This window comes from Aquimarina sp. MMG016 (genome assembly GCF_018100805.1).
Taxonomy (GTDB): domain Bacteria; phylum Bacteroidota; class Bacteroidia; order Flavobacteriales; family Flavobacteriaceae; genus Aquimarina.
The window spans coordinates 199,708-217,972 of record NZ_JAGJEA010000007.1 but is presented as its reverse complement, the minus strand read 5'-3'; the positions used below and the strand labels follow the sequence as shown (position 1 = coordinate 217,972).

Here is an 18,265-nt window from a genome sequence, read left to right as displayed (position 1 = left end):
GTGTATTTAATGATTGTTTTGATCGTCTAGATCTCATTATCGTCCTGAATTATTTAATTTAGAATTTCCTGATCTAGTTTCTTGTATGGTATAAATTCCTCTTTCTGTTTCTTTTTTGACTCTAATCAATCCACCTTCCTGATCATATTCATAGTAAGTTGCATAGTTGTTTTCGTCTAATTCGGCTTGTAATCGTTGAGTAACAGGATCGTACACAAATGTTTTCATATTACCATCGAATGGATGCATTCTGATATCATCAAAATATACGTTAAGGTTAGACGCTGCTCCATTGGTTAATCTACTTTCTAATGATATCACCATATTCACGGCTTCAAAAGGAATTCTAAAATCTACCGAAACCTGTTGCCATCCATCAATAATAGCTCCCATCGGACGGAATTCGATATCCTCAACTGCCATTGGAATGTCATTCCCTTCACTATTTCTGTAGGTCAACTTCAATAGTGAATTCGCATAATCCATTACCTCATAATCTGGGTCAGGTATATAGTCAAACTTGTCATAAGAGGGTAATAAAATTGAGCTACTAGGTCTATCGACTATACCCCCATTTGGTTGGTATGTATATGCTCCTCCTTCGATACTAAATGAAGATTCTAAACGGAAACTTGAATTATTGATAGTAATATCCGTGAATATTAACTCTAAAGAGGGCTGATTTAATAATGGATAGTGATAACTTAATGATATTAATCTTCCTCTTTGTGTTCTATACCTTACATTAGGAGTAATATATTTAAATATTGGTGCATTTGTACTTGGATCTAACCTAAATGAAAAACCAATTGTTCTTTCCGGTCCTTGTCCGTATTGTCTTTCCTTTACAGGTTTAAAATCATATACTGTAAAGTTTTTACTTCCTTCAGACAGTTTGTTAATAAAAGGAACTAATACATCATATTTTCTACTTTCTGCTTCTGGTAAATATTCCATAGGCAGATTCCTCTCATCAGGGTCATCTGATATTAATTTGTCTTTTAAGTGATTTAATAATTCTACGAATAAACTGCTAGCCTCGCTATTATTAAAATACTGTGTTACAGGATTTACAGCCAGTACCCCATCTTCTCTTACCCATCCATTGATGACATATCGTGCTCCTGGTTGAGGTCTAAACAATTCACAACCAACCAATGAAGGAGGTTCTTCTTCTAAAATAGATACCGTAACTTCGATTCTGTCTGTACTCGTACAACAGATATTATCAGCTGCATCACAATTTGTATCTGACTGAGCTGCATAATAGGTTTGTCCATGTACTAAAACTTCATTTGACCCATATGCTGTTCCTTCATAAGGATCATCAAACCATTGAACATTATTTCCTATAGCTCTTAAATCTGATATATAGACGGGATCACTTGAATAAAATGTCTGTTGCAATTCTGTGACAGTAGGGGGAGGAACATTATATATATTTATTTTAATAGCTTTCCTTCTACTTTCGTTTCCTAAGTTATCACGTTGAGCTACATAATAGGTTTTATTATCTTCTAAAGGCTCTTCAATGGTATATTGATCAGTCCCGGTAGGGTTTTTATACCAAATAATTGTATTTTCTATATGTGTTTTTTCAACTTCAATATCAGATATCTTAGGGTATGAAGAAGAACAGAAAGACTGCCATTCATCTCCTGAAGGATCAAACACTCCTATTTCTACCGTTACTGCAAATCGACAAGCATTATTACCCTGCTGAGCATAGTATATTCCTCCATCTACTAAGCTATCAGTCAGGTTATATTGTACACCACCACCAGGGCTATTGTACCAAGTAATTGTATCTCCAGTAATCTGCAAGTCTCCTACTGTAGCAGACTGCACAATTGTAAACTGCTGATAATCCTCTTCTGGTAATCCGGGTGCTCCGGGACTTATATTTACCCTTAGTGGAACTCTTGGCTCGTTAACATTAGATTCTGCCCAATAGGTTAATGATTCTTCTATTAAAAAAGCTGATGATAATAAAGGTAAACCTCCAGTTTCTGTAGTATACCAGGTAACATTAGTCACTCCAGGTATTGGCGAAATCAAATCAGAAACCATAGGCGCTCCCTGAGATAAACAAAAGGATTGTGTACTTGTACCAGGGTTATCAGGATTTGTATCTGGAAGTTGTAAGTATATTCTATTACGTTCTAAAGTTAATTCCTCAATAGTACTATTGGTCGCCAAGAAATAGTACCCTCCTAAATCTGCTTCAGTAATGTTATTTACAGTAATCTCTCGTAAAGTAGTCTCCTTTACTAATGTTCCATCTTCTCTGTACCAACGATAGGTATTATTAGGACTGGTTAATGCTTCCGTAAATAACGTGGCTGTTCCTCCTAGCTCTACATTAATATATTCGGTCCTGTCTACACGTGCCTGTGGTGAGTACACATAAGTAGTCAAGTTATCTCTATATAAAGGATGTTCTGGTTCAAAATCACTAAACACAAAAGCATTATTATGAATCTGAATATCAGTTTGTGGTAAATTTAAATTCTGAATTAATTTCGCTAAATCTCCTCTAAAAGAGTTATTATTTAATCGAATACTATATAGGCTAAAGATCTCTGCAATACTCTGTGGGAATTCTCCTGAAAAACTATTTTCAGACAACCACAATACCTGTAAATTTTGAAGATTGGAAATTGCTTCAGAAATTCTACCTCGTAATGTATTGTCTTGTAACCTGACCTCTCGTAATGGGGATATGGTCCATAAACCTTCTGGTAGTTCTCCTTCTAGTTTATTAACACTCACATCAAAGTACTCCATACTTATGAGGTTACCTATTGATTCAGGTATCTTACAACATAAACGGTTTATTCCCAGGTCAAGAATTTTAAGCTTGCTTAAATCTCCTATTTCAGATGGAATAGCTCCGGTTAACACATTTTCTCTCAGATTAACTACCTCTAAATTAGTCAGGTAACCTATCCATCCAGGGATAGCTCCTACCATACTGTTCTTAGACAAATCCAAGTTTTTTAAGGCTTTTAATTTTTCTAAAGCGATAGGTAATTCCCCTCTAATATTATTATTTGGCAATTGGATTCCAATTACTTTAGCATCCTCACTTACCGTAACACCGTACCAATTACATACTGAGGAATTAGGATCATCGATCGTCCACGCCTGATTATTCGCAACTGTATTGGTCCAGCTTGCTCCCCCTGTCGACAAATAGAAGTCAATTAAGGCTAAACGTTCTTCATCAGAAACTTCGCAATTTGCAATATTTATAATCGACAATGTTATTGGGTTACGCTCTAATGTCAATCCGGTAACGATTTCATTGGTAACTCTTACCGTATAAATTCCAGCATCAGCTTCGCTTGCAGTATCAATAATGTACTCTTTATTAGTAGCCCCTGGAATAGAGTTTCCATCTTTATACCATTGGTATTTATTGTTTTGGCTTATCAAACTTGTAGTTAATGTTACCGATTGTCCTGAAACTACATCACGATTTTCAACCTGATCAATCTGAGCCTGTGGACTGTATCCGAAATTTGTCCCTAGTTTAGCTTGAAGATCATAAAACATGGATTCAAAATCAGAAAAAATAAAGTTGTTTCTTTCTAAAAAGAAATACTTAAAGTTATTAAAGCTTGCTATTTCAGAAGGAATAGTTCCAGAAAGTTCATTTGCTTTAATATCCAACGTTTCTAATGAAGTTAGTTTTTTAAATTCATCTGGAATACTCCCCGTTAATTGATTATCACTTAACCTAAGGATGATTAGTCCTGTCAAATTCCCTAGTTCTACAGGGATAGGACCTGACAGATTATTTTTATTAAGTGTTAACACTTTTAGGTCATTTAACAGTCCTAATTCTGAAGGGATACTACCTGTAAACTGATTATCTGACAAATACATAGACCCTAATCTCTTTAGCTCAGAAAGTTCGGAAGGAATATTTCCTGTGAAATTATTATATTGAAGATAAAGGAATCTTATATTAGGTAGTTGTTCCCAATTTCGAGGCAGTTCACCTGTAAAATTGTTGAAATTAAGGCGTAAATCTGAGAGCTTATTCAAATTGAATACTACTTCCGGAAAACTTCCACTTAATTGGTTACCGCCTAAATGTAATACAACCAAGTTTTTAAGCTCTGACATTCGATTAGGAAGCGTCCCTTCAATCGCATTGCTGTTAAAATTAATTAGGCTTAGATGTTTCAGGTCTCCGATAGACTCTGGTAAAACACCTGATAAATTATTTCTAGAGAAACTTAAATTAGCTACTTTTCCATTATCCACAGTAACTCCATACCAATCGCAAACAGGTGCGTCGGTTAACCAATTGGCATTATTTGTCCAATTAGCTCCATTAGTACTATTATATAGGTCTATCAAAGCTTGTTTCTCTGCTTCTGACACTCTACATGTATCATCTACAGCTGTAATTTCTACTTTAATACTATTCCGCTTAATTGTGAGTCCTGAGACATTGGTATTACTCGCTTCTAAATAATATTCTCCAGCGTCTGTTATTGTGGTTGTAGGTATAGTATATATCAATGAGGTAGCCCCATTAATTAATACTCCATCCTTAAACCATTGATATGTATTATTAAGACTTGTAAAAACATTGGTTTCTAGTGTTACCGAAGACCCAACAGCAATCACTTTGGTATCTGGAGCTTCTACCTCAGCTTGCGGGCTATAGATAAAATTAACTCCTAATTGAGTTTGGTACGTATTAAAATCATTTTCTAAGTCTGCAAAAAGATAGTTGTTATGGTCTATATTTAATGTTGTTAAACTTGCTAATCCAGTTATTGAAGAAGGTAAAGTACCTCTTATAGCATTATTATTAACCTGAATAGTAGTTAAGGATGGAAGATTAGCGAATACATCTGGTAGCGTACCCATAAGATTGTTATTAAACAAATTTAATCCTACGACTGTGTCATTTTCAACAATAACACCGTGCCAATCACAGATTGAAGATTGAGGATCATTAATCAACCAAACCTGATCTCCAATACTAGTATTCGTCCAGTTAGCTCCATTAGTAGCATTGTAAATGTCGATTAATGCTTGTCGCTCACCATCTGAAACATTACAAGTCGTTTTAACTTCTACTGTAATTGGGTTACGCTCTAAGGTCAACCCAGTAACCACAGTATTAGTTACACTTACGTAATACGTACCGGCATCATTTAAAGAAGCTGCTTCTATAACAAACTCTCTATCCGTTGCTTCCGTAATAGGTTGATCATTTTTGAACCATTGATAGTTATTACTATTACTTGACATTACTGTTGATAAAGTAATACTGTTACCAACACTTACATTCTTAATCTCAACATTATCTGTCTTATTCTGTGGAAGATATGTATAACCTACATTAAGGTAATTAACATAATCAGGATGTTTACTTTCGAAATTTGAGAATATGAATTGATTATTCTGGAAGTAAAACTCTTCGAGTTTTGAGGTTTCAAAAAGCGTAATCGGAATTGCACCTGATAATTGGTTATCATTAATAGCCAGATACTCCAGGTTACTAAGACTCGCAATTCTGGAGTGTACTGTTCCTTCAAACTCATTGTGGCTAAGATCTAAACGCCTTAACTGAGTTAACAATCCTAGTTGGCTAACTAGAACTTCTGATAATTGGTTGAATGATAAATCTAATACTTGTAAGTTTCTGAGGTTACAAATTGCAATAGGGATACTACCTATTAAATTATTGTTTCCTAATTCTAAAGTCACCAAATTTGATAAACTTCCTAATGTTGGTGGGATATTACCTATAAAATTATTATTATCTAATGATACCGAAGTTAGTTCTAGTAATGCCCCTATAGATGGTGTGATTACTCCTGAAAGGCTATTGTTACCTAAATCTAAACTAGTTAGATATTCTAAATTGATCATAGAATCGGGTAATGTACCCTCTAGAGCATTGTTATCGAGGTTTAAAACGGTTACACGGCCATCCACCACAGTTACACCATACCAATCACATACCGGGATATTAATATCCCAAGGCTGATTATTTGCCAAGGTATTAGTCCAGCTATCGCCATTTGAGGCATTATAAAGATCTAATAATGCATCTCTCTGTACATCAGAAACACCGCAGGTATCGGGAACTACCGTTATAGTAATAGGATTGCGTTCTATAGCAAGGTCTGTAACAATACTATTAGTCGCTGTAAAGTGATATACTCCAGCTACGGCATTAGTTGCATTAGTAATGATATACTCTTTACTGGTTGCCCCAGAAATAGCCACCCCATCTTTATACCATTGGTAGGTATTATTAGGGCTGGTTAAGGCTGTACTGGTTAATGTAATTCCAAAACCTTCTATTACTGCACGAGTTTCTGTTTGATCTACTTTGGCCTGGGGAGAGTATTCATAAAAACCTGTCATATTATTTAGAAACGTATTATGTTCTAATTCGAAATCAGAGAAAACAAAATTATTACTCTGGAAACGTAAAAAATTAAGGTTTTGCAATTCAGCGATTTCAGCAGGAATTGTGCCAGAAAGTTGATTATTATTTAAATAAAACTGTGTTAAATTGGCTAACTGCTTTATTTCTAAAGGAATGTCACCTGTTAGTTGATTATAACTTAACCATAAGGTTTCTAATAAAGTTAATTGTCCCAATGAAGATGGAATAGTTCCATCAAATTGGTTATTTGACAATAGAAGTTGTTTAAGAGATATAAGGTTTCCTAACCAATCAGGAATATTTCCAGACAAATTATTACTAGTTAACCAAATAGTATCTAAACTTGATAATTGTGCAAGAGAAACAGGTAATTCCCCTGTTAAACCATTCTGATTCAACAATAATTTTTTAAGAGAAACTAAATCACCAAGTTCTGAAGGTATATTACCTTGTAAATTATTTTTATGCAACCAAAGTGTTTCTAAATTTAATAGATTACCTATACTAGCTGGAATAACTCCTGAAAGCATATTATCCTGTAAAGTCAGTTCGACAATTTTACCATCAACCACAGTAACTCCAAACCAATCACTAACTGGAGAGCTAGGGTCATTAATTAACCAAGGTTGGTTACCTGCTACAGTATTAGTCCAGTTATCCCCATCCGTAGCATTATACAGATCAATTAATGCTTGTCGCTCTGCAGGAGGCACTTGCGCAACAGCAGATACACTACTACATATGAATATCAGCATCAATAAGCCCTGTATTATAAACCTCGATGTTATGTGTGTTAGATTTTTCATAAATTATTTATCTAATTTTGTATGCTTTCTTGTCAATTGATTTTATTGGTTAATCAATAATATTATTGAATAGTCCAACCTCTAAATGATGATGCACCAGGACTCCATTGATTACTATTACCACCATGACAATCTTTATATTTAGATTGCCACCCTAAGGCAACCAATTGATACATATTTACGTTGCTGTTATACAGTTTTGTACCATTTTTTCTATTAATAATCTCAAAACTGATTACAGCTAAGTTATCCCTCTTTCCACTTCTTCTATTACGAAGCCCCAGATCAAAATATACTGTAGCTTTCCCCGTAATATCTAATGTTATATGCGTCTCTTCTGTAGATTCATATTCTCTAGGCAGCCCTGTTCCTACTACAAGGTTTCCATTTACAAAACCTCCAAATCCTCGATCCTCATAATGCGGAACCCCTACTCTATAGGCTATTTTTTCATTTGGATTTCCGTGAATTACGAAGCGTGCTCTCCTACCATTACAGTATTCAAATATTCCATTACTGTCATTGATTCCATTATTTCTATGGTCAACTCTATATATTCCTAAAAGCCCTTCTGCTCTTAAGATTTGTGGTACAGGATCATCATCACAAGCATCTCCTATACCATCACCATCATAATCATATTGATTATTAGGTGTATATGGACAATTGTCTTCATCATCTATTTCTCCATCATTATCAAAGTCTGTGTCTTCAGGTAATTCTCCAATTAGGTTACGCTCGAATTGAGCTTCGTCATTAGCAGGAATTAAAACACTGTTTCTCCCGCTATGCGCGTAGGTGTCAGAAATTTTTATCCCCTCAACTCCATCACTATCTGTAGATTTTTTGAAATTAAAATGTGCTTCATCCACACGAGCATATGAATAATCTTCAAAACCATCCATTGCCATATCTCTATACCTACTATTAGAACTTACAGCAGTTGGAAGCGTATAATTATATCCGTACTGTGCAGCTGAATATCTGTTTAAAGCATCTTTATTCTCTAATTCGGCTCCAAAAGGACTATATTGTGTTACTTCACTAGCAAAGGTCCAGGCATCATCTGCATTAGTAGATTTTTGCCATTTTCCATTTAATAAAGCGTAATATGGGGTAAACTCTTTAAAGTAACCTTCTCTTCTAGTGTCCACTTGAGAAACCACTCCTTCGTTTACCTGATCTCGCTCTGTAAGGTATGCGTATGAACGTTTTGCTCTCCACTCTCCTTTGGCATTATATAAATATGGATTAAATGGGTCTTCAAAAGGATAATCTGACTGGATAATATCTCTTAAATCTGCTCCTCCTAATTCTTGTGGTGCAAAAGGAAGTTGACTTTCACACTGACAATTCCAGAAGTCATCATATTCTACTGCACTGGCATTGACAATTCGCTGGTTATTAGTTACAGTTGTATTTGGTTGTAATGTAAAAGTGCCTGTATCAATTTTTCCTAAATAATTTCCAGCTGCATCCTTATCTGGAATTGGGCTTTTCATCATGGTAATGGCTCCCATATTCGCTACCTGCTGATTTCTATATCCAGAGCGGACAATCTTAAAGTTAATATCACCTGGTATACTTGGTCCCTGTCCCTTATTAATTATGCTTCCATTTTTATTCATCAGTAAGACTCCATTACCTGAAGTATTGAATCCTACTACCCATAGACGCATAAATTCGCTACTGATCCCATCTTTATATCTCGCCATAATTTCATCTCCAAACGTAAAATATTTCTTCGCATTACTAATCGTGAAATATTGACCTGATCGTTTTAAAACGCCTGTGATTCCAATATTTCTAGATGCTTGCGACATATTATCATATCCCCAATATGCCGGGAAGTTGAAATTATAATACTCATCATCAAATTCATTGATAGTACGTGTTAATAGTACCTGACCTGTCTCTGCATCCCAAGCTTCATTAATGGTTGATACTTTAGATCCCAAATCCATAGCCACTTTCTCATTCATTACTGCGGTCGTATGAACAACTTTTGTAGTAATAGTAGTATGTGCTACATTTTCCAAGGTGGTTGAAGATGGTACTATTAGCGGTATCGGAAGCGGGAATACCCCTATTATTAATACAACAAGGTTTCCTTTATATCCTTTGGTTTGTGATCTAGAATAACTCTCCCTAAAATCTGTTACCACGTCATAATCTACACCCACTTGCCTGTCTTCTATCTTGCCATCTTTGAAGATAACCGGCAACGTATTGTTTAATTTTGCAACATTGTTTTCTTGTGTACTGTATTTATATTCTACAGATGACAAAGGCTTATCCTGTCCTTCGGCAAATACTTTTTGCATACGCATTTTACCATTCATATCATTGGTATGTACTACGAACCCCTGTGATAATGCATATTCATTTTTGGTTCTTACCGGCGCTCCAACCAGTCCTTTTAGTAAATTAGCCAAGAATTGATTTTGATTCGTTGCAAAATTATCCGGACTATCGATATCTGTATAATCTACTTTGGTAGGATAATCTTTAGAGGTAAAGTACTCTGTGACTACTTTACCTGTAGCATGTTTAGTAATGCCTTCTCTAGCTAGATTACTTACCGTAATTCGACTATAGGTTACTGTCGCTCCAGGGAAGAATGACTCTCCGAATGGTTTTTCTACATAGCTCACTTCTCTAGGAGCTACCAGTCTTTCTCCATCATTATAGAAAGGTTCTACAAATGGGTTTTCCTTACTCATATTAGGCTCATAGGTTGCTACACCACTAGTTGAGCCATCTTCTAACGTATAGTCATACGTTTGACCATATTCTTTAGCATATCGTTGATTATTCTCTGAAATTGAAGGGTCTACCATTTTATTCCACTGATCCTTCATTACTAGTTTTTTAACTCTGGTTCCTCCTCCCAGCTTATAATTTTTAGGAGTTGATAACCTAATCCATGATTTCTCTGGCACAAAACGTTGTGCACATAGATATTCATTACTACGAAGTTTTCCATTAGGTCCTGAGAAAATATCTTTTATGGCTGCAAAACTACTTACCACTTTTTTAGCAATAGATTCTACACTCTCATTACGCATATCCATGTTTATACCATAGACCCAACCATTAAGATATTTGCGCCCAAAGTACCATCCTGCCTTAGAAATAGGGTTTACGGACTTATTGCCACTAAAACCACCTTCCATATCTGTAAACTTCATAGGAATAGCTGCATATATTGAGCTATTCGCACTAAAAACATTTACATCTCCTTCTTTTTCAAAATATCCAGTCACGTAATCAAAATTGTTGTTCCCGGTTGATAACGCACCCGCCTTGGTCATATTCATTAAAAATCTGAAGTAGATAGGTTTGTTTGCTTCACCTTTTAAGTATTTGGCCTTAAATGCAGAAGAAGAAAGAATATTAGTCTCATCAGGAAGTTTAACATATAAATACCGAGCATCATTGTCTCCACTATACTTATATAACTTCTGATTGGCCTCCGGAGTAGTGGTTTGATTACTTGTTCCTGCACCAACCACTTTAAACATTTGCATAGTATCTCGATCCTGAACATATTGATAGTCATCACTTTCATAAGTCAAGTCGATCTTACCTCCTGATGGTAAGTTAATTGAAGTCAACGCCCAGGCAGAAGCATACTGATCCTGCAATTCACGATCTAGTTGTTGCACAAAAGGAAACTCAGGAGCGGTAATAGGGTCTTGGGTATTACATCCTCCATCGATATTAGGCTTATAATTCCCCCAAACATCATAAGATTTTAGGTTATAATCAGGATTAAATCCATCATAATCAAACTGGTAAGGCGTATACTTACCCATTTTAGAATTACGATAGGTAAAATACACTTCTTTTAGGGTAAGCTTACCACCTTCATTTCTTAATTCGTTGGTGTTTAGGTTTCCTCCTAGGTTATTATCAACACCCTTACACTGAGAATAGTCATATACAAAGTGTGCGACTTTTATAGGAGAAACCACACTAGGACTAGGGTCATTATTAGGATTATTATCTTCTAATACCGTTTCATACTTTTTATATTCTGGTTTAGAGTACAATCGAATTTTATCAATCTTATACATCGAAGGTCCTGAAGCTGATCCACCACCATTTTTACTGTTAACTCCTTTTCCATCTTTACGCTTTGATAAATCAAAAATCGCAATATGAGTTTTAGTCTCGATCTTGTCTATATATTTCAGTTCTTTCTCTCCATAGATATAACTCCCTTTTTGATCTGATGGATCCGTATTTAATCCTGCATTGTATGAAGCTGTATTAGCTGCATACGGCACTCTCCATTTATAATCGTTAAAAGTTTTATAGCTGAATTTTGTATACGCTCCTAAATCATCATCTGTAGGTCCGTCTCCTTCTACATCTTCATAATCAGAAGAAAATACAGAAGATAATAAGTAAGTATGAGCGTAAGGTGGTGTGTTTGTGGCATTAAAAAAGTTATCAATACCACTTTTATTGTTCACACTATCTTCATTACCGTTATAGGTAACGACACCCGTAGCACAGTTATAGTTTCTACTATCTGTAGTAAAAGTCACCTCTCTTTTTAATGTATTGTACGCTGTCTCTCCAAAAACATAAGTAGATCCATCAGCATTCTGTACTCTTACCTCTGCAGTATGATGTGGTTTCGCGTTGGTATTGATCCTGGTCTTTGAATAGCTTTCTTTGTAAAAATGCTTTAATTCTTCTGCGCTTATTTTTTGAACATTCTGATTTCTTACATCCCTATTTGATCTTTTGAACTTTTTACTAAATGAAGGAAGATCTTGATAATCCGGGCTACCATTAGGTTTGTATTTTTTTACCCTAAACTGATTACTCGCATATTTATCAAAGCTCTTTTTGCTGCCTCCTATTTTTAGTGCTATAGGAGAATATCCACCTAGGTCATCAAATAATTTTTGATCCTGATCTACTCTAGGCTCTCCAACATATTTGAAATAGACTGGTTCATAATCCAGCTTTTCATTATCTTCTCTTTTATCTTCTCGAGTTTGTTTAAAATGTTGTAATGCTCTGGTATCCCATATACCTGTATAACTTTTTGATGGGGCATCGGTAAAGTTCACCCCAGTATGAAATCCTGATCCCGGTTCTATCTCTACTCCAAGTTTGAAACTAGCACTTTCATCCAGTACAAATTCGTCATTTATTTGTCCAACCTGACTACGAAATGGCCTAAACATACCTCCGGTCCCTTGACCCTGAACCGTATACGTATCATACGAATAACTTGCTGTAGGTAATACTAGTGTTGTTTTACTAATTGCTTGATCCTTCTCTCTATTATAATCTAAGACATCATTAGGTGTTGCAAATCCAGTAAATTCATATCCATAGGCCTTTTCAGGTTTTATCTTATCTTTTATTTGTTGTACTGCCCCTGTGGCAGAAACTTCTAGCTCTCCATCTAGTCCCCACACATCGGCTCCAATAGATACTGATACAGTACCATTAATATCTCTAAATGCTGTACGTTTTCTAGGTGTTAATGTATTATTGATAAATGATAATCTACCGCTACCTGATGCCAAAGACATCGGACCTGCCTTACTTTCACTGCTTGTATAACCAGTAAATTCCCCATCATTCACCCTTTCAAAGTCTCTTTTTTTCATGGATACTCCACCTGATAAACTAAAATCGGATAATCCTTTATTGGAATTATACGATACTCCAGCGTTTAAAGCACCTGTGATTGCCTGATCTGCATAACTACCGATACCAGCTTTTAAGCTTACATTAGGGGATATTGTTGCACCATCTGTAGCAGAGGTTTCTACATTCATTCCTACGGTTACATTATCGGACAATTCAAATGACAACCCATATGATGGAGAAAATGAAATTCCGCTGTAATTATTATATTTTAGATTAACACCCACAGATATATTTACTTCATCAGAGGTTTCTACTCCAAATATCTGGGGATCTAATCCTGCATATACACCTACGGTAACATTATCCTTCATGTTATTCTCATATATGATTTCGTCTCCCTTAAAATCATCAGGTATACCTCGCACCTGCCTATTAATCTGACCTACATTAAGGTTCCAGCCTAACCCTACCCATGAAGCTTCTTGGTCCATAGTAACACTAGAATCATATGCAAGATTCAATGGATATCCTCCTACATCCATAATTGGAATATTGTAATTAAAATTACCAGAAGATAAGTTCACCATATCTGATGTTCCTATAGGGGTAAAAGCATTAAACTCAGGTTGACTTGGACCACTCGTTAATGCCCATAATTGCATAGGTTGTGTCATCTGCACAATCATCTGTATTGCCAAATAACTTGCAATAATTTTTGTGACCCTGCTTTTTCGAATCGTATTGATCATATCGCTACGGTGTTATATTTGTTTGGAATTTTTGGACTTAGCATCTTAATGATTTACTATACAGCAATTGAGATCTTTCTTGATATATGGACATACATAGGAAAGGACTTAAGCTTAAAGTCTAAAAATTGAATATGAAAATGGTTTGACTATTTTTAGTTCTCGGACTGATTGTTTAAAGATTTTTCAATCTTTTCCAGACGACGCTCTAAAAACTTGATTTTATCCTCCTGATCTAAAGTATACAAGGTAAGTTCCTCTATTTTTTCAAGAAGTTTAAGGTTCATTATTTTTAAATTCAATCCTTTTTGTTCCATCTCTTTGGCAGATGGTATGTTAGGTAAATGCCCTTCTCTTTTGATATAATCTCTTACTTCCTGAAGTGTTTTTAAATTATAGTTTTCCAGAAAAACGTAATCTGGCGCAATTACTCCTTTAAGATCTACTTTTACCTCTTGAGTATGAATTTTACCTTTAACGGTTAGTGCATATCCTGGATCTTCTGCAGTAGTACCGATAGCAATTCTTCCTGTAGAGAACAAATCTCCACTAATTTGAGCATTTCCAGCAACATCTAATTTTTGAGTTGGTGTTGTTGTTCCTATACCTACATTACCATCTGTTCTTATGAGAAATTTATTTTGCCCATTAATATCAAAATTTAAACTTTCTGTACCTGGTTCTGCATACATTTCATACAACGTTGCAGAATCAAGATCATCAAACTTGATTGTCAGATATTCTTTACTATCTCCTTGTAACTTAAGGTTTCCGAAAGAAAGATGTAATTTTTCATCTGGAGAATTAGTTCCTATACCAACATTACCGGTATCATTATAAATTACGTTCCCCTGGATTAGACTCCAGCCTTGATTAGCTTCAGCAGTACCTCCAGAATTTCCTCCAGCAGCTAAATCGGCTATAGAAGGCTCAGTTCCATCTATTGCCTCAATTCGAGGGTCATAAAAATACTCACGATCAGTAAGAGTGTTATTACTACCTTGGAATGCTCTCATCGATAAATTTACCGATGTAGTAGAAAATTTAAAATCATTTCCTATATCCATCACTTTAACACCATTGGTATTGTAGACACCTCCGATATTAACTGTACTATTATAATCACTCATATGAATAAAACCTACTAATAAATACCATTCATCCAAAGATGGTAAATCCCCTATCCTAAAATATGGGTTATTATTTAAGGTTCCATTCAAGTATAATGAACTATGGTTATCACTACCGTCTTTTGAAAACAATCCAAAATATGTTGTACCATCTTGAGTTCCTGTCTTTTTTACCCAAACAGATACACGATAGGTTTTTGTATGATCTATCGAAACGTAATTTGTATTAAACCCTCCATCTAAACTATTAACATCTGTTGGAGTCGCTGTCCATAAAACTACTTCCTGACCCTGTGGCCCTATACCTAATTCCCTTGTATTTACACCACTAATAAAGCCATAATTACCAAATCCCGCTGGAGTTGAAGTAGAGCCAGCAATCCAGGAAGAACTATCAACAAGGTTTTGTGAAAGGACTATTAAACTATTAAGCCCCATTAAAAGTAAAAAAAAGTGTGATTTTTTCATTGATTTGTATATTAATTTCCTTCGTATTTTATATTTGCGTATTCTAATATTCTATCTGTAACATCAATACCTTCAATGGCATACATAACATTACCACTACCTTGAGTGCCTAAAACAATCTTATATTGATTGGTCTCTCCATATTCTTTTATGTATTGATTTAACCTATTCCAAACCTTTTGACTCAGGTCTTTAGAAAAATATTCATTCATTTTTCTCAATTCCTCATCCTCAGACCGAAGTTGATTCTCTAATTCTTGAGTTTTTTCAGTATTCTTCTGTTCGCTTAAGATCCTATAGATAGCATACAAACTATCTAGCTTTTTCTTTTGTTTAGTGATTTTTTCATTATTAACCTTTCCTAAGTCTTTGGACATATTAAACCCATTGAACAATTGGACATTATCCACATAAACAACTTCAGATCTAGAAGAATTGGATATATAAAATGAAAGTAGAATAATCAATGCTATTGCTAATATCCCATTGATTAATAAAAGTGAAATTGTGTGTTTTTTCAAGATTATCAATTTTAGTTTAAAGCCCATTATATTGGTTAATGTCCCTTATTACATTTTGTTACCTCGAAAAATGAAAAAAAAAGTATTTTTTTTACGATAAAATCACAAAAAACTGATTTATAAATAATTACACTTAAAAAAATTCAAAAATAAATCAAAATATTATACTTAAATGTGTAATTACACAACAACTGGAGTAATGTTGTTTCTAGAAATTGTAAACATTGTGGAAAATAGAAACAATAGAAGTACCCCAAATAATTAGACTATAGTAATTATTTAAAATTAGGAAGATAGTGTAGGTTTTACTTGTTGAAGGATTATTCTTTAAATTATTCAGGAAGTTCTGAATTTAAATTTACAGCAACTTTTTTATAGACACCATCATACTGGATAATTTTAGCAAGAATATTTTTAGCTTTTTTAGTATTACTAAGTTTAATATAGGTAAGTGCCAGATACCATTGAGCATCTTCAAAATATCTGCTATTGGAAGTTATTTTTTCGAATTCTTGTATGGCTTGCTTTTCCTTATTAACATTTAAAAAGCAATTGCCTAAATAAATTATGTATTGTTCATCTACAGAAAATTCAATCAGTTTTTTGAACTCTGGTATGGCCTTGCTATATTCTTTTCTTGAATACATATCCGTGATCACTCTTGATTCATTTACAACTTCTCCTCTAGTTACATCTTCAACCGGATATGGTTCATAATATGCAAGGTATAAATCTTCTGCCTTATTACCTCCCATAAAATTATTCCATAATAGGGTTCCTAAACCAAGAATTACAATAATCGAAGCCGCTATTTTAAAATATGTAGAAAAAATATTAATGACTGGAGTAGTTTTTTCTTTCTTTATTTCATCTCCAATTCTCTTAACCTTTTCTTTAAAAACCAAAGTTTCCTTATCACTCAATACCCGATGTAAGCTCCTATGTTTTTCAACTTCTTTTTGTAATTCTACATTAATCAACAATTCTTTTTCGAAGTTTTCTAACTCTTCTCCAGACAAAGTTTTATTAAGATACTCCTCTATTTTTTCAAATATTTCTTGAGTCCTATTCATGTTTTTTTTCTTTTTCAGGATTTATAACTAACTCCTGATATAATGAATCCTTTTCGATCATTTCTATTAAGGATCTTTTACAATTAAATTTCTTCTTTCTGGTATATCCTTCTGAGTATCCCGTAATCGTAGAAATTTTTTTCATACTATTACCTTCAAAAACTAAATTAAGTATTTCTTTACACGCTGAATCAAGCATTAAAAAATATTTACGATAAAGATGTTCTCTTTCTTTGTTATTTATTGAATCTATAATTTCATTGTCTATAGGCTCTGATGCTTCAATTACCTCTTCGTCTAATAAAATTTTACTATTTTTTCTTAATCGATTTCTCCAAATATTCTTACATATAGCATAAAAGTATGTTCTTAGAGAAGCACTCATATTTACAGATTCATATTTAAACTTTTGGTACAAAACGACCAATGCATCCTGAAAAACATCCTCTACATCTTCTTCATTACCTGAGTTTTTAATAACGTAACTCCTTATATATTGAAGGTTATTTTTATAAAAGGCTTTAATAATAACTTCATCTCCTTTCACTATTCCTTCTATAATTTTATGATCCTCAGTGCTATTCATATATTAATGTTATGTAACCGTAAAATGTTACCTTAATAAATACATTAAACTAAATGTAAAAGTAACATTTTTACATTCTTTGCAATTAATAATATACAGATAATAGTCAAAAGTCTGTATGTTGAATAATAAAATACTCTTCAGACCTATTAAGCTAGCTACCTTCAACTTCCTGATTAGAACAATATGTTTTGTAATTATATTGTTAAACTTCTACAAAACAAATGCTCAAAATATTAAAAATACTATTGTAGTTTCAAAATATTCTCAAAAAGCAGATTCTTTACTTAATAACTGTAAACTTAATAGCTCTATTACATATTTTAGAAAACTATTCCATTTATCAAAGAAAATTAGTGGAAGCGAGCAGTCAACTATTATAATAAGCTGTCAAAAATACAATGAGATACAAGTCATATTTCACAAAAAACAAAAATACTATAGAAGATAATCTCCAGTAAGGTCTCGAATTATTTGTTTTAGAGATTCTTACAGAATTTGCAGTGCTTAGTATCTGTAATACTGGAGTTAGTAAAAGTGTAAAATGTAAAGAAATTATGAATTTAGGCGATGCTTTGCAATATGTCGGAACCAAAAGTTTATTATTAAATAGCTGGGAAGTATCCGACAAAGTAACTCCTGAATTAATGAAATATTTTTATGATAACATCAAGAAAGCTTAATTAAGCCCAAAGCATTACAACAAGTAAAGTTACAATGTTTTAACACCTATGATACAAATCGAACTTACCCTTTTTATTGAGGAGGATTTTATTTGGTTGGGAATGCAACTCCAACAATTTTCACTGATAACAAATACATGTATTAGATAATTGCTTTCTAGTTTTAGTAATCATTGCTGTAATTACTCTGATTTTTAAAA

7 protein-coding genes are annotated in these 18,265 nt (G+C 33.9%); 1 reads left to right on the top strand and 6 read right to left on the bottom strand.

Features of this window, described 5'->3' with window-relative positions; all coding sequences use genetic code 11:
• Nucleotides 1-36: 36 nt before the first annotated feature.
• The 6 genes from J8M14_RS15155 to J8M14_RS15130 form a co-directional block, all read right to left on the bottom strand.
• Nucleotides 37-7,182 (bottom strand): immunoglobulin domain-containing protein, encoded by a 7,146-nt coding sequence (locus J8M14_RS15155; protein ID WP_211075647.1) that lies wholly within the window; start codon nucleotides 7,180-7,182, stop codon nucleotides 37-39.
• 113 nt (nucleotides 7,183-7,295) lie between these two features.
• On the bottom strand, nucleotides 7,296-13,604 hold the full coding sequence (locus J8M14_RS23085; RefSeq protein ID WP_247672660.1) for a thrombospondin type 3 repeat-containing protein: 6,309 nt from the start codon (nucleotides 13,602-13,604) through the stop codon (nucleotides 7,296-7,298).
• 155 nt (nucleotides 13,605-13,759) lie between these two features.
• Nucleotides 13,760-15,202 carry a tail fiber protein gene (locus tag J8M14_RS15145; RefSeq protein ID WP_211075646.1) on the bottom strand — a complete coding sequence of 481 codons (1,443 nt, stop codon included), beginning with the start codon at nucleotides 15,200-15,202 and terminating at the stop codon, nucleotides 13,760-13,762.
• 11 nt (nucleotides 15,203-15,213) lie between these two features.
• Entirely contained in the window at nucleotides 15,214-15,723 is a 510-nt protein-coding gene (locus J8M14_RS15140; RefSeq protein WP_211075645.1) for an OmpH family outer membrane protein, read from the bottom strand.
• Nucleotides 15,724-16,055: 332 nt separating this feature from the next.
• The gene (locus tag J8M14_RS15135) at nucleotides 16,056-16,796 is read right to left on the bottom strand and encodes a tetratricopeptide repeat protein (protein ID WP_211075644.1); all 741 of its coding nucleotides are present in this window, start codon (nucleotides 16,794-16,796) and stop codon (nucleotides 16,056-16,058) included.
• Nucleotides 16,789-17,382: a sigma-70 family RNA polymerase sigma factor gene (locus J8M14_RS15130; protein WP_211075643.1), complete on the bottom strand. Its 594-nt coding sequence runs from the start codon at nucleotides 17,380-17,382 to the stop codon at nucleotides 16,789-16,791. Before J8M14_RS15130 ends, J8M14_RS15135 begins: the two co-directional genes overlap by 8 nt.
• A 485-nt stretch (nucleotides 17,383-17,867) precedes the next feature.
• Here J8M14_RS15130 and J8M14_RS15125 point away from each other — a divergent pair, with 485 nt between their 5' ends.
• Complete coding sequence (locus tag J8M14_RS15125; protein WP_348772852.1) at nucleotides 17,868-18,065, top strand: CHAT domain-containing protein; 198 nt, start codon at nucleotides 17,868-17,870, stop codon at nucleotides 18,063-18,065.
• Nucleotides 18,066-18,265: the final 200 nt, after the last annotated feature.

Bases quoted from the DNA above. Each gene is read 5' to 3' on its own strand.
- J8M14_RS15155 (WP_211075647.1), bottom strand. From the start codon at position 7,182: ATGCTGATATTCATATGTAGTAGTGTATCTGCTGTTGCGCAAGTGCCT.
- J8M14_RS23085 (WP_247672660.1), bottom strand. From the start codon at position 13,604: ATGATCAATACGATTCGAAAAAGCAGGGTCACAAAAATTATTGCAAGT.
- J8M14_RS15145 (WP_211075646.1), bottom strand. From the start codon at position 15,202: ATGAAAAAATCACACTTTTTTTTACTTTTAATGGGGCTTAATAGTTTA.
- J8M14_RS15135 (WP_211075644.1), bottom strand. From the start codon at position 16,796: ATGAATAGGACTCAAGAAATATTTGAAAAAATAGAGGAGTATCTTAAT.
- J8M14_RS15130 (WP_211075643.1), bottom strand. From the start codon at position 17,382: ATGAATAGCACTGAGGATCATAAAATTATAGAAGGAATAGTGAAAGGA.